This window comes from Rhodobium gokarnense, assembly GCF_025961475.1.
GTDB classification, from domain to species: Bacteria; Pseudomonadota; Alphaproteobacteria; order Rhizobiales; family Rhodobiaceae; genus Rhodobium; species Rhodobium gokarnense.
On record NZ_JAOQNS010000002.1, the window covers coordinates 361,256 to 373,415 of the forward strand.

At 66.9% G+C, this 12,160-nt stretch carries 11 protein-coding genes; 9 read left to right on the top strand and 2 right to left on the bottom strand.

All coding sequences use genetic code 11. The annotated features are described in order from the left end of the window. The first annotated feature begins 17 nt into the window (after nucleotides 1-17). The 5 genes from M2319_RS04390 to M2319_RS04410 all read left to right on the top strand — a co-directional run bounded on the left by M2319_RS04390 (nucleotide 18) and on the right by M2319_RS04410 (nucleotide 6,027). Nucleotides 18-1,520, top strand: a complete 1,503-nt coding sequence (locus M2319_RS04390) for an FHA domain-containing protein (protein WP_264600222.1) — start codon at nucleotides 18-20, stop codon at nucleotides 1,518-1,520. Nucleotides 1,521-1,547: 27 nt separating this feature from the next. Further along, nucleotides 1,548-2,336 (top strand): FHA domain-containing protein, encoded by a 789-nt coding sequence (locus tag M2319_RS04395; protein WP_264600223.1) that lies wholly within the window; start codon nucleotides 1,548-1,550, stop codon nucleotides 2,334-2,336. Further along, nucleotides 2,329-3,117 carry a PP2C family protein-serine/threonine phosphatase gene (locus tag M2319_RS04400; RefSeq protein ID WP_264600224.1) on the top strand — a complete coding sequence of 263 codons (789 nt, stop codon included), beginning with the start codon at nucleotides 2,329-2,331 and terminating at the stop codon, nucleotides 3,115-3,117. Before M2319_RS04395 ends, M2319_RS04400 begins: the two co-directional genes overlap by 8 nt. A gap of 9 nt (nucleotides 3,118-3,126) precedes the next feature. Beyond that, a complete protein-coding gene (locus tag M2319_RS04405) occupies nucleotides 3,127-4,182 on the top strand; it encodes a serine/threonine-protein kinase (protein WP_264600225.1) in 1,056 nt (351 codons plus the stop codon). Between the two features lie 123 nt (nucleotides 4,183-4,305). Further along, nucleotides 4,306-6,027 (top strand): caspase family protein, encoded by a 1,722-nt coding sequence (locus tag M2319_RS04410; RefSeq protein WP_264600226.1) that lies wholly within the window; start codon nucleotides 4,306-4,308, stop codon nucleotides 6,025-6,027. Between the two features lie 68 nt (nucleotides 6,028-6,095). Here the strand turns inward: M2319_RS04410 and M2319_RS04415 are convergent, their stop codons facing one another. Beyond that, a complete protein-coding gene (locus M2319_RS04415) occupies nucleotides 6,096-7,064 on the bottom strand; it encodes an acyltransferase domain-containing protein (protein ID WP_264600227.1) in 969 nt (322 codons plus the stop codon). On the opposite strand from M2319_RS04415, the gene M2319_RS04420 reads away from it, so the two are divergent. Beyond that, nucleotides 7,063-7,878, top strand: coding sequence for a 4'-phosphopantetheinyl transferase family protein (locus tag M2319_RS04420; RefSeq protein ID WP_264600228.1), 816 nt, complete (start codon nucleotides 7,063-7,065; stop codon nucleotides 7,876-7,878). The two genes, M2319_RS04415 and M2319_RS04420, sit on opposite strands and share 2 nt — an antisense overlap. Here the strand turns inward: M2319_RS04420 and M2319_RS04425 are convergent. Further along, nucleotides 7,851-8,711, bottom strand: coding sequence for a metallophosphoesterase family protein (locus tag M2319_RS04425; RefSeq protein WP_264600229.1), 861 nt, complete (start codon nucleotides 8,709-8,711; stop codon nucleotides 7,851-7,853). The genes M2319_RS04420 and M2319_RS04425 overlap by 28 nt on opposite strands. 125 nt (nucleotides 8,712-8,836) lie before the next feature. Between M2319_RS04425 and M2319_RS04430 the strand changes: the two genes are divergently transcribed. From M2319_RS04430 to M2319_RS04440, 3 genes are read left to right on the top strand one after another with little or no spacing between them, the layout of a single operon-like run. Further along, nucleotides 8,837-9,652 carry an FkbM family methyltransferase gene (locus tag M2319_RS04430; protein WP_264600383.1) on the top strand — a complete coding sequence of 272 codons (816 nt, stop codon included), beginning with the start codon at nucleotides 8,837-8,839 and terminating at the stop codon, nucleotides 9,650-9,652. After that, the gene (locus M2319_RS04435) at nucleotides 9,649-10,896 is read left to right on the top strand and encodes a cytochrome P450 (protein WP_264600230.1); all 1,248 of its coding nucleotides are present in this window, start codon (nucleotides 9,649-9,651) and stop codon (nucleotides 10,894-10,896) included. Before M2319_RS04430 ends, M2319_RS04435 begins: the two co-directional genes overlap by 4 nt. After that, a complete protein-coding gene (locus M2319_RS04440) occupies nucleotides 10,893-12,149 on the top strand; it encodes a hydroxymethylglutaryl-CoA synthase family protein (protein ID WP_264600231.1) in 1,257 nt (418 codons plus the stop codon). The genes M2319_RS04435 and M2319_RS04440 overlap by 4 nt, the downstream gene beginning before the upstream one ends. Nucleotides 12,150-12,160 lie beyond the last annotated feature (11 nt).

Genomic DNA, 12,160 nt, shown 5'->3' on the forward strand with positions numbered 1-12,160 from the left:
GGGGGGCATTTGGAGCGATGGAATTGTTGATTGCCACGTCGGTCCGGCGTCTCGCAGGGGTGCTCTGCGCGGCTTTGGTCGGCGTGTCGGTGCTGGCAGCGCCGGGCAGCGCGGCTTCGGAAAAAATCCTCACCAGGTGCTCAGTTCTGGGCGAGGCCTCCAAGACCAGATGCCTCATCCGCTCGGTCGACGGCGCCGCGATCACCCGTGTCGAGGCGACGGTCGACGGGCGCCGCAAATCCGTGGAGACCCTGCGGCAGGTGCCCGAGGATCCGGACGATCCGGCCGAGTCGATCGCCATCCTCTTCATGATCGACGCCAGCAAGTCGATGACGGTCGACGCCTTCATCGCCATCGCCGACCAGATCGCCGACATCGTCGACATGAGCAAGCCGCGCCACCGCTTCGGCCTGGCGACCTTCCACGACGATCTCTACCTCAAGGTCGCGGTCGGCGCCGACAAGTCGAAGATCCAGACGGCGCTCGGCAACCTGGAGCGCGACGGCGACAACACGGCCTTCTATGAGGCCGTGAAGAAGGGGCTGGACACGTTGTCGCGGGAGCGCTCGCAGCGCCGCTTCCTGGTCGTCATGTCCGACGGCCTGTCGGAGGACAACGCCTATTTCCCCGATGACATCGTTCCGCTCGCCCGCCAGGCCAACATCGCCATCGTCGGCCTTGGCTACCCGAACCCGAACCAGGACCCCAATGCCATCCCGCTGCAGCCGATCAAGCGGCTGGCGGAGGAAACGGGCGGCCTGTTCGAGAGCGCCGACGCCGACGGCCTGTTGCCGGCGGACTTCGCCGGGACGCTGTTTTCCCTGACCGATTCCGGCGTTTCCGCGCGGATCGATACCAGCGACGAGGCCGGGACCGGCAATCTCATGCTGCTGGTGACCGACGCGGACGGCGCCACCGCGCAGTCGGCGCATACCCTGACCTTCTCCGGCAAGGTGCCGCTGCTGCGCCGCGTCCAGGAGACGGCGGAGGAGATGTGGGCGAACCAGCCATTGCTGCTTGCCGCGATCGCGCTGGTCTTCCTTCTCGTCCTGTTCCTGCTGTTGTGGCTCATTTCCCGGCTGTTCGCACGGCGGCCGGATGACCGCCGGCGCGACGCCGTCGACACCCTGCCCCAGGATGACGGCCTCTGCGAGGGCGGGGACGGCGACAACGAGAACATGCGGCTGCCGCCGGCCATCATCTACGCCCATATCGACGTGCTGGAGGGCGACCCGCCGCCGCGGCGCTTCGACATTTCCGACACCAAGGTGCGGATCGGCCGCGGCCCCGGAAACGACCTCGTGCTGTCCAGCGATACGGTGTCCAACGACCATTGCGTGCTGACGCTCCAGGACGACGGCGGCTTTGAGATCCGCGACGTCAATTCCTCCAACGGCACGATCGTGGAGGGCGAGCGCATCGGCCGCGACGTCCTTGAGGGCGGCGAGAAGATCGTGCTCGGACATGTCGTCCTGAAATTCGTCTCGGCCGCCCAGGCCGCGGCGAAATACGGGGCATAGGCGAACAGGACAGCAGGGGAGAGGGCAATGGCTCGCGACGACCGGCCAAAACAGAACAAGACGACGATCCTTTACGGCGACTCGGTCTCCTCGACGCGCAAGGTGACCCCCGACATCGTCGATCCGGGCGCCGGCATCGACCCGCGCCCGCGGCCGGCCGGAGCGGGCGATTTCGTCGACCCGCAACAGGTGCCGGGCGGCGCGGGCCAGGCGCCGCGCAGCGGCACGCCGACCCAGATCCACAGCGGCGAAGGCCTGATGCCGCTGCCGAAGCAGGAAATGAATGCCCAGGTGCTGCTGGAGCATCTGGCGATGGTCGCGGGCCTCAAGGTCGACACGCCCGCGCTGATGGCGACGCTGAAATCGGCCCTCGGCATTTCGGTCGAGCCCGGCGCTCTGATCGAGCGGCTGGCCAAGATGGCCGGCATCAACCTCGTCCTGCAGGAAGAGCCGGTCAACGAGAACCCGCGCCCCGTCACCGGCTGGCTGGTCGTCGTCAAGGGACCCGGCAAGGGGTTTTCCCAGCCGATCACGATCGGCCGCAACCAGATCGGCCGCGCGCCGGACCAGCCGGTGCCGCTCAACTATGGCGACCACGGCATCAGCCGCGAGGGGCATTTCTCGATCACCTACGATCCCCGTTCCGGCCGCTTCCTGTGCACGCCCGGCGAGCGCCAGGTGAACCTGTGCTACATCGACAACGAGCCGCTGGTCGAAACCGTCACCCTGAAGGGCATCACCGACATCGAGGTCAGCGACTCGGTCTTGCGGTTCGTTCCGCTCTGCAACGACGACTTCAAGTGGGTCGATGCTTGAGACGGTCGTCGCCACGCGGCAGATCGTCGGCGGCCGGGCCTATCAGGAAGACCGTTATCGCGTGCGCCGGGTCGTCGCCGCGAACGACCGCGGCACGCCGATCCTGTTCGCCGCGATTGCCGACGGCATGGGCGGGCACACATCGGGAGAACGCGCCTCGGAACTGGCGATCGAGGCGTTCTGGCAGTGCTTCTGCCGCCAGGCGAGCTTCGACGAAAAGGCCCTGACGGTCGCGCTGCACGCCGCCAACGAGGCGATCGCCCGCGATCTTGCCGCGGCGCCGGAACGCCGGGGGATGGGCACGACCTTCCTCGGCGTCGTCGTCTGCAATGAGGAACTGCGCTGGGTCAGCGTCGGCGATTCGCCGTTGCTGCTTTACCGGTCCGGCGAGCTGCACCGGGTCAATGCCGACCATTCCCTGGCGCCGCTCCTCGACCAGATGGCCGAGGACGCCGACATCACCCGGGAAGAGGCGCTGTCGGATCCCCGTCGCTCGTCGCTGCGCGAGGCCTTGATGGGCCAGGACCTGACGCTGATCGACACCGGCGAGTCCTTTCCGCTTGAGGAAGGCGATGTCCTCCTCGTCGCCAGCGACGGGGTCCTCACCCTTGAGCCGCCGCGGCTCGCCGCCCATCTGGCGGCGGTTCCCGCATCGTCCCCCGAGGAAGCGCTCGCGGCGGCCTTCGACGAGATCGCGATCACCGGCGGGTCCGCCCAGGACAACACCACGGCGATACTGGTTTTCCTGCGGCATGCGGACGGTGCCGAGGGCGCAAGGTAGGCAGGCGTGATGGCGGACGATGCGCTTCCGCTCGGATTCGAACTCGGCGACTACCGCATCGACGGCATTCTCGGCCAGGGCGGCTTCGCCATCGTCTATCGCGCCACCCACACCGAGCGCGGCTACCGGGTCGCCGTCAAGGAGCTGTTTCCCCACGACGTCGTGCGCCGCCGGCCGGATCTCGGCGTTGCCCCCGTGGACGCCGAGAACGAACGGGTCTTCGACGTCATCCGGCGCGATTTCGACCGCGAGGCCGCGCTCCTGTTCCGGTTTCCGCACCCCTATCTGCCGCGCATCCACGCGGTCCTCGGCGCCCACGACACGTTCTACCTGGTGATGGATTTCGAGACCGGGCAGCCGCTCGACGAGTGGATCCTGGCGGTCCCCGTGCGGTTGCGGGCCGAACGGGCGATGGACATGCTGGGGGCCGTCTGCGAGCCGCTGGAGCGGCTCCACCGCAACGACGTCTTCCACAACGACATCAAGCCGGACAACATCCTCGTCCGCGATGACGGCACGCCGGTGCTCCTCGATTTCGGACTCGCCGGATATTCCGACGGCGCCAGGGCCCTCGGCCGGCAGAACCTCCATTTCGCCTCCGACGGCTACAGCCCGGTGGAACTCTATACGGGCGGCGCCACCGGGCCCTGGACTGACGTCTACGCCCTTGCCGCGACGGCATACCGGCTCCTCGACGGCCACGTCCCGGTCTCGGCCAAGCACCGTGCGCGATCGATCTACCAGGGCGGCCCGGACCCGATAGCGCGGCTCTCCTACAGTCCGCGCAACGCCCGCCAGAGACAGTTCCTCGAGGCCATCGCCGCGGGATTGCGCTTCGATGCGGCACACCGCCCGCAATCCCTCGCCGACTGGGGCCGGGGCTGGCGCCAGGCCGCCGTGCTCGCCCCGTTGCCCGGCCGCCCGAAGGCGAAGCCGGGCGCGCGTCCGCGCCCCGGCAACCCGTTGCGGACCCTCCTTCCGGCGCGGATCGCCGCCCCCCTTGCCCTGGCGTTCCTGTTGCTCCTCGTTCTGGCGGTCTGCCTTGCCGCCCTCTTCGCCCGGTAGGCGAGACCCTCTAGGGGATATACGTATTCAGTTTATTTCGATTTCAGGTTGTGGCACTCGCCATGCTTGGGTAAATTGGCAACATCCACTTTTTTGATTCAGATTTGACTAGGGAAGCTGTTGATGACGGGACATCCGATAACGATGCAGGGCCGGTCCGGCGGTCGGTTCGCGATGAAGACGACGGCAATCGTGGGCGCGTTCCTGATCATGAACGTGATGGCCGGTGCGCGCGACGAAGCCAGCGCTGGCGGCAGGGATTTCCTCGGCGGCGTTGCCGTCGGCGTGATCGGCGGCGCCATCGTCAATCAGATGCAGAGGAACAACCGTCGTGGTGGGGCGCAGAAGCGCCGTTCACAGCGCAATCGCAACGTCAACCGCCGGGCGCCTGCGGCCGCCCCGGTCCAGCGCGCCGATTCCGACATCGTCAATGATCAGGAAGCACTGAGGGACCTCGGCTTCTATGGCGGCGCCATCGACGGCGTGAAGGGCGGCGCCTACGAGATGGCGGTCGTCCAGTACAAGGTCTCCAAGCACCTGATCGCGACCAGCATCCTCAGCTCGACGGAACGCGCGCTGCTTCATGCCGAGGCAAAGCAGGTCAGCGCCGCCGCAATGCTCGGCGATCCGGCGATGGATCCGATGATCGCCCCGCGCCCGGACCACCGGCTGCAGATGGCGCTCCAGGTGCTCGGTTTCTATGACGGCCGCATCGACGGCAAGATCGGGCCGAAGTCGCGCCGGTCCATCGTTGCCTACCAGCAGTCGGTCGGCATCGCGCCGACCGGCGTCCTCAGCACCGACCAGACCAAGCAGTTGATCGCCTCGGCGGTCGCCGGAACGCAGCAGCGGCTGCAGGGCATTCAGCAGCAGATTGCCCGCCTGCCGGGCCGCCAGCCGGCGACGGTTGCCGCCGCGCCGGCGCCGGCCGCGCCCGCTGCGCTCATGCCGGTCGCGATTTCCGCGCCGAAGGCCGTTGCCCCGGCAACGCCGGCGGCAAGCGAGGCCGATATGGATGCGTTCAAGAACGCGTCCTGGCGCCCGATCGAGCCGCTGCATCCCTCGGCCAACGCCGACCGCCGCTTCGACGTCGCCGTCCTGATCGGCAACCGCAACTACAAGAACGACATCCCGGCGGTCACCTTCGGCCATCGCGATGCCGAGGCGATGAAGGCGGTGCTGGTCAACAAGCTCGGCTTCGATCCGGAGAACATCATCGACCTGCGCGATGCCAGCCAGGGCGACATGGCGACCGTGTTCGGCAACCAGAATTCCTACAAGGGCAAGATCTGGAACTACATCGATCCGGACGGCCGCTCCAAGGTCTACGTCTTCTATTCCGGCCACGGCGTTCCCGACATCGCCACCAAGACGCCGTACATCCTTCCGGTCGACGCCAATCCGAGCACGGTGGAGATCAACGGCTTTCCGCTCGACTTGATGTACTCCAACATCAACAAGCTCGACATCGATAAGGCCTATGTTTTCCTCGACGCCTGCTTCTCGGGCGGCAGCAACGACCGCATGCTGATCGAGGCGGCATCGCCCGTCTACATCTCCGCCGAGATCGAGGTGGCCGACAACAACGACAAACTGACCGTGATGGCGGCCGCCACCGGCGACCAGCTCGCGAGCTGGGACGAGAAAGAGGGCCACGGCCTCTTCACGCTGTTCACCGTCAACGGTCTCAGCGGCGAGGCCGATGCGGACCACGACCACAAGATCACGACGGCCGAGCTGCACAAATACGTGCGCTACAACGTCCGCCGCCAGGCCCGCCGGATCTATGGCCGCGAGCAGACGCCGATCCTGATCGGCGACGAAACCGCGGTCCTCGCCAACTGACCGGTCAGACCGGACCGCAAGGCAAACGACCGGCGCTGCGCAAGGACGTGCGGCGCCGGTTTCTTTTGTTACGCCCGGCCCACGCCAAACAATGCCGACAGCCGTTTCAGATTGCCGCCGAAGGGCGAGACGAGGGGCACGATCTCCGAGCCGCCGTCCCTGAGGTCCTGGCGCAGCACCGCGGCAAGGCTGCCGCTCGGGCTGAGGTCGAGATAGCGCGCACCGCCGCGCGCCTCGATCGCCGAAAATGTGTCGCGCAGCCGCATTCCGTCCCGCACGATCCGCCAGGTGAGGGCGCCGTCCATGCGCTCCACCGGGGCGGCGAGGCACGCCGACCACACCGGCCAGAACGGCGTCTCGAAGGAAAGGTCGGCAACGGCGGCAAGGTAGGCATCTTTCGCGCTATCCACCCAGCGCGAATGGAAGGCGAACGGCACCGGCAATTGCTGGAAGGCAACATCGAGGCGCCTCAGTTCGTCAAGGACGCGCCCGGTTTCCGAGGCCGGGCAGGCGAGCACGCAATGGGCCGCGGCGTTGGTCCCGGCGAGTTCCGTTGCTTCTGCAAGGACAGGCGACGCCTCGCGGATCGTCTCCGGCGCCAGCACGGCGATTAGTGCGCCTTTCGGCGCCGTTTCGGCAAAGACCTTCGGCTGCCTGGCAACCGCCCGGAGCGCCGTCTCGAAGGGAAACATGCCGGCAACGCTCATGGCGACGAACTCGCCGAGGCTGACGCCGAGGAGCATATCCGGCTTGATCCCCTTTGCCTGCAGCAGCTTGGCGAGCGCGAACTGCACCAGGAAGAGCGACGGATGCGAGTGCTCCAGCCGGTCGAAGGGCTCGCTTGCCTTGCGGCCGGCCCCATAGATCGCCTCCAGCGGCGAAAAGCCTTCAGCATTGCGCACGATCTCGTCGCCGATCTCCATCCATTGCCGGAACACGGCGTGCTCCCCCATGACATCGCCCGCCATGTGGTAGTACTGGGAGCCCTGGCCGGCGAAGCAGAACACCGTCGGCAGGGAAGGCGAAACGGACGACATGAACGAGACCCCGGAAAGCGAGCGCACGGCGCCCCAAGACGCGCCCTTCTCACATGCGGCAGGCCCGAACGGCAAGCCGGAGATCGGCCGCGATCGCGTTAGCGCCTGGTGGCTCCGCCTTGACGACATCGGCGCGGGCGACTGGCCGCTCCTTGAGACGCTGCTGTCCGACGGGGAATTGACCCGCGCCCAGCGCTTCCATTTCGACCGCGACCGTGACGTCTATATTGCCGCCCACGCCCTCTGCCGCGCCCTGCTGACGCGCTGCGCCGGCGGTCCGCCGCGCGACTGGCGCTTCACGGTGGAGGACCACGGCAAGCCCGAAGTGGTCGCGCCGGCCGGCACGCCGCGGCTCAGGGTCAACATCTCCCACACCAGAGGCCTTGCCGCCGTCGCCCTCACCGCCGAGAACGACATCGGCATCGACGTGGAATGGCTGCAGCGCGAGGCCGCTACCGAACAACTCGCAGAACGGGTCTTTGCCCCAAGGGAACGGCAGGTTCTCGCGGACGCAGCCGAGGCCCAAAAAATCGAGACATTCCTGACCTTCTGGACCCTGAAGGAGGCCTATGTGAAGGCGATCGGCAAGGGCCTCTCCCAGCCGCTCGACGCCTTCCATTTTGACCTGAAAACCCTGGCCATTGCCTTCGACGATCCCGAGGTCGACGACCCGGCGACATGGCAGTTCGCCCGCTGGCGCCCCGGCCCGGACCATCTGATGGCCTTGGCGGTGCGCCACCCGGACCGGGCGCGGCTGGAGATTTCCGCCGGCCCGGTGCCGCTCGATTACCTGAGGGCGCTCGCCGGTTCCTGAACGTCGGCCTCTTCGCCGAGGATGGTGCGAAGGTACGGCGCCATGCCCTTCTCCTGGTCCCACTGCCGCGGATAGCCGAGGGAGACTTCTTCGAACCGGGTGCCGTGGCGCCAGTCGGTGCGCCGAATGTGGATGTGGCCGGAGATGACGACGCGGGCGTTGAATCTCCGGTGCCAGTCCTCGGTCCGCCGCGTGCCGCACCAGGGCGAAAAGCGCGGCGCCCGCGGAATGCGGATAAGGTCCTCGCGCATCGGGAAATGGTTGACGAGGATCGTCTCCATGCCTTCCGGCAGCGCCGACAGCCGGGCCTCGGCCTCGTCGCAGCGGCGCGCGCACCAGGCCTCGCGGCTCTCGAACGGCGCCGGGTTGAGGAACATCTCGTCGGCGCAGACCGAGTTCTGCTCGCGCGCCCAGGCGACGACCTCATGCCGTTCGATATGGTCAGGCCGGAAGCTGTAGTCGTAGAGCAGGAACAGGGGCGCGATCGCGCAGGGCCCGCCGGGCCCGGTCCAGACCTCGAACGGGTCTTCTGGCGTCACGACGCCATAGGCGCGGGCGAGGTCGACGAGCGCCCGGTAGCGCTCCTCGCCGACGAGCGCCGGCCCCTTGCCGCCCTCTTCGGGGATCGCCCAGAGGTCATGGTTGCCCGGCACCCAGAACACCTTGGCGAATTTTTCCGTAAGGGTGGTAAAGGCGAGCCGCACATGGTCAAAGCGCTCGGCGACGTCGCCGGCGAGGATCAGCCAGTCATCGGGGAAGAACGGCAGTTCCTGCAGGGCGTCGCGATTGGCCGGGCTCGCCAGGTGTAAATCGCTGATGGCACGGATGGTCATGGTCGGGGATATCTGCGCCTCTTTCCTTGACGCTGGCGGGCGAATTTCGAACACTTCCCGGAATCGGGCGGCAATGTCCACCCCGATGCGGCCCAAAACTCAGTTGGATAACGATCTTGGCGCTCGTGAAGAAGGCCTTGCCCGGCGGGCGGGAGATTTCCTGCATCAACCCCTATGAGGTGGATTTCTCCGTCCACGAGATTTTTTCTGCCGACCTTTCCGCCCATGGCATCGCGTTGCCGGCGGACGGCACGATCCTCGATGTCGGCGCCAATATCGGGCTCTTTTCGCTCTGGCTCAGGGAGAAATGCCCGCAAACGCGCATCCTCGCCTACGAGCCGATGCCGGGCGTCTTTGCAGCGCTGACCGAGAATATGGGGCGGATGCAGCCCGCCGGCGAGGCCTATGCGCTGGCCCTTGGCGCAAAGCCCGGCACAGCGACGTTCGACTATTTCCCCGGCCTGACGGCGATGTCCTCGTCCCATCCCGACGTGGCGGAACGGATAGCAGACGGCATCCGCGCCATCATGGCGGGCGCCAGCAAATCGGCGGACGTCCGCGATCTGGTGGAGGCGACCGGCGCCGGGGAGCGGGCAACGGACGCGGCCTATATGGAAGACCTCTTCCGGCGCGAGCGGGTTACCGTCGCCGTCGACACGGTCTCCGGCCAACTGGAAAAGCACGGCATCGACAGGGCCGATCTCCTGAAGGTCGACACCGAGGGCGCCGAACTCGACGTCCTCGCCGGCATTGCCGAGGCCGACTGGCCGAAGATCTCCCAACTCATGGTCGAGGTGCACCTCGGCGACGATGTGCTGAATCAGCTCGCCGCCGATTTTCAGGCGCGCGGCTACGCCGTCTCCATCGACCGCCATCCGCTCGCCGACGGCGGCGCAGCGGTCTCGCAGATCTTTGCGGTGCGCCGCGGGGCCAACGCATGAGCGCGGCGGGGCAAAGCGGCGACATCGACTGGTGGGGCATCCTCTCCGACCCGGCCTTTCTGGAAAATCCCTATCCGGAACTGCATCGGCTCAGCGCGCGCGGCCCGGTGCAGTTCGATCCCGCGAGCGGCATCTGGTTCGTCCTCGGCCACAAGGCGTTTTCCAAGGTGCTGAAATCGCCCTCCTTCGGCCGCGATACCCGCAACTGGGCCGGCGGCTGGACCACCGAAGATTACAAAAAGGCCGATCCGATCGGCTACGAGCTCTTCAGCGCCTTCCAGCCGCAGATGATCAATTGCGACGGCGCCGAGCACAAACGCATGCGCGGCGTCTACGAGCCGGCCTTCCGGGCCCAGGCAATGGCCGACGTGGTGCCGATCATCGAAGCCGAGGCCGCGGCGCTGCTCGATGCCATGCCCGAGGATGGCGAGGTCGACTTCATCACCGCCTTCGCCGCCCCGCTGCCGCTCCGGGTCCTTTGTCAGCTCTTCGATCTCTCCGCCGGTACTGACGCCCGCGTCGCCCGCTGGAGCGCCTCGCTGATCAGGATCGGGGATATCCTGATGACGCCGGCGCAGAAGCAGGAGGCGCTGCAGGCCCTCTCCGAATTCAAGTTTTTCCTCAAGGAGTGCCTCGCCGAAGCCGACTCGGCGAGCGCCCGGAACTTCATGGCGCTGGCCCTGAAGGCGCGGGACGACGGCACGCTCGACGAGGAGGAAAGCCTCACCAATCTCCTCTCCATGCTGATCGCCGGCCACGAGACGACCGTAACCCTCATCGGCAACGGCATGCTTCTCCTCCTGCGCAACCCCGAGGCTATGGCGCGCCTTCGCGCCGAGCCGGCGCTGATGCGCACGGCCATCGAGGAGTTCCTTCGCATGGAGCCGGGCGGCAACATGATCCTGCGCGTCGCGCTGGAAGACGTTGAGGTGGAGGGAACGGTGATCCCCAAAGGCGCGCCCGTCCTTGGCCTCATCGGCGCGGTCAACCGCGATCCGGCCCGCTTCGAGACCCCCGACGACCTCGACATCGCCCGGCCCGCCAACGCCCAGCTTACCTTCGGCGGTGGCGCACATTCCTGCATCGGCGCACCACTCGCGCGCCTGGAAGCCCAGATTGCCTTTTCGGCCTTTTTTGCGAAATACGAGACCATCGAACTGGCGGGCGCACCGGAATGGCGGCTCGACCGTCTGAACGCCCGCGGCCTCGCAAAGCTGCCCGTCCGGCTAGGAGCCTCTCAATGATCCGCCCGGTTGGCATTGAAGCCATGAACGTCTTAGGCGGCATGGCCTTCCTCGACGTCCGCGAACTCTGCGACCATCGCGGCCTCGACATGCCGCGTTTTGAGAACCTGCTGATGCAGGAAAAGTCCGTCGCGCTGCCTTACGAGGACCCGGTTACCTTCGCGGTCAACGCGGCGAAGCCCCTCATCGATGCCATGACGCCGGCGGAGCGCGCGCGCATCGAGATGGTTATCACCTGCACCGAATCCGGCATCGACTTCGGCAAGTCCCTCAGCACCTATCTGCACCGCTATCTGGAACTGCCCGCCAACTGCCGGCTCTTTGAAATAAAACAGGCCTGCTATTCCGGCGCTGCCGGTTTGCAGATGGCGGCAAACTTCGTTCTTTCAGGCACTTCGCCCGGGGGTAAGGCGCTGGTCGTCACCACCGACATCTCCCGCTTCGCGCTGGCCGACGCCAATGCGGTGCAGGAATGGGCCTATTCGGAGCCGAGTTCCGGGGCCGGTGCCGTCGCCATGGTCGTCTCCGATACCCCGCATATCCTCGCCCTCGATGCCGGCGCCTATGGCAACCATTCCTTCGAAGTGATGGACACCTGCCGGCCCGGACCGGACACCGAGGCCGGGGATGCCGATCTGTCGCTGATGGCCTATCTCGACTGCGCGGCCGGTGCCGTCGGGGATTACCTGCGGCGGGTCGAGGGCGCGGATTTCAGGGAGAGCTTTTCCCAGCTTTGCTTCCACACCCCCTTCGGCGGCATGGTGAAGGGCGCGCACAGGCATTTGATGCGCAAGCTCTACAAGGCCAAGCCCGACGAGATCGCCGCCGATTTCGAGGAAAGGCTCGGCCCCAGCCTTTCCTACGGCAAACGCGTCGGCAACACCGCCGGCGGTTCGGTCTTCGTCGCCCTTGCCGGCACCATCGATACGGCGGGGATTACGGAGCCCGTCCGCATCGGCCTTTTTTCCTACGGCTCCGGCTGCTGCTCGGAATTCCTTTCCGGCGTCGCCGGGCCTGAGAGCGCGGCGCGGCTGGGAGCCATGGGGATATCCGAGGCCCTCCACAAGCGCTATCGGCTCTCCATCGCCGACTACGAGCGGCTGCTCGCCGGCGACGCAGTGGTGCGGTTCGGGACCAAGGATGCCGAGCTCGACCACCAGATCGTCCCCGGCGCCTGGCCGGCAGACGGCGCGGGAACGCGGCTTGTCCTCGACAAGGTGGTCGGCTACCACAGGCACTATATCTGGGTCTGACCGACCCCAGC

What these genes read in the sequence shown, in the direction of transcription:
- M2319_RS04420 (WP_264600228.1), top strand. Translation starts at nt 7,063, where the DNA reads ATGAACGAGACCCCGGAAAGCGAGCGCACGGCGCCCCAAGACGCGCCC.
- M2319_RS04390 (WP_264600222.1), top strand. Translation starts at nt 18, where the DNA reads ATGGAATTGTTGATTGCCACGTCGGTCCGGCGTCTCGCAGGGGTGCTC.
- M2319_RS04425 (WP_264600229.1), bottom strand. Translation starts at nt 8,711, where the DNA reads ATGACCATCCGTGCCATCAGCGATTTACACCTGGCGAGCCCGGCCAAT.
- M2319_RS04405 (WP_264600225.1), top strand. Translation starts at nt 3,127, where the DNA reads ATGGCGGACGATGCGCTTCCGCTCGGATTCGAACTCGGCGACTACCGC.
- M2319_RS04415 (WP_264600227.1), bottom strand. Translation starts at nt 7,064, where the DNA reads ATGTCGTCCGTTTCGCCTTCCCTGCCGACGGTGTTCTGCTTCGCCGGC.
- M2319_RS04435 (WP_264600230.1), top strand. Translation starts at nt 9,649, where the DNA reads ATGAGCGCGGCGGGGCAAAGCGGCGACATCGACTGGTGGGGCATCCTC.
- M2319_RS04440 (WP_264600231.1), top strand. Translation starts at nt 10,893, where the DNA reads ATGATCCGCCCGGTTGGCATTGAAGCCATGAACGTCTTAGGCGGCATG.
- M2319_RS04395 (WP_264600223.1), top strand. Translation starts at nt 1,548, where the DNA reads ATGGCTCGCGACGACCGGCCAAAACAGAACAAGACGACGATCCTTTAC.
- M2319_RS04400 (WP_264600224.1), top strand. Translation starts at nt 2,329, where the DNA reads ATGCTTGAGACGGTCGTCGCCACGCGGCAGATCGTCGGCGGCCGGGCC.
- M2319_RS04410 (WP_264600226.1), top strand. Translation starts at nt 4,306, where the DNA reads ATGACGGGACATCCGATAACGATGCAGGGCCGGTCCGGCGGTCGGTTC.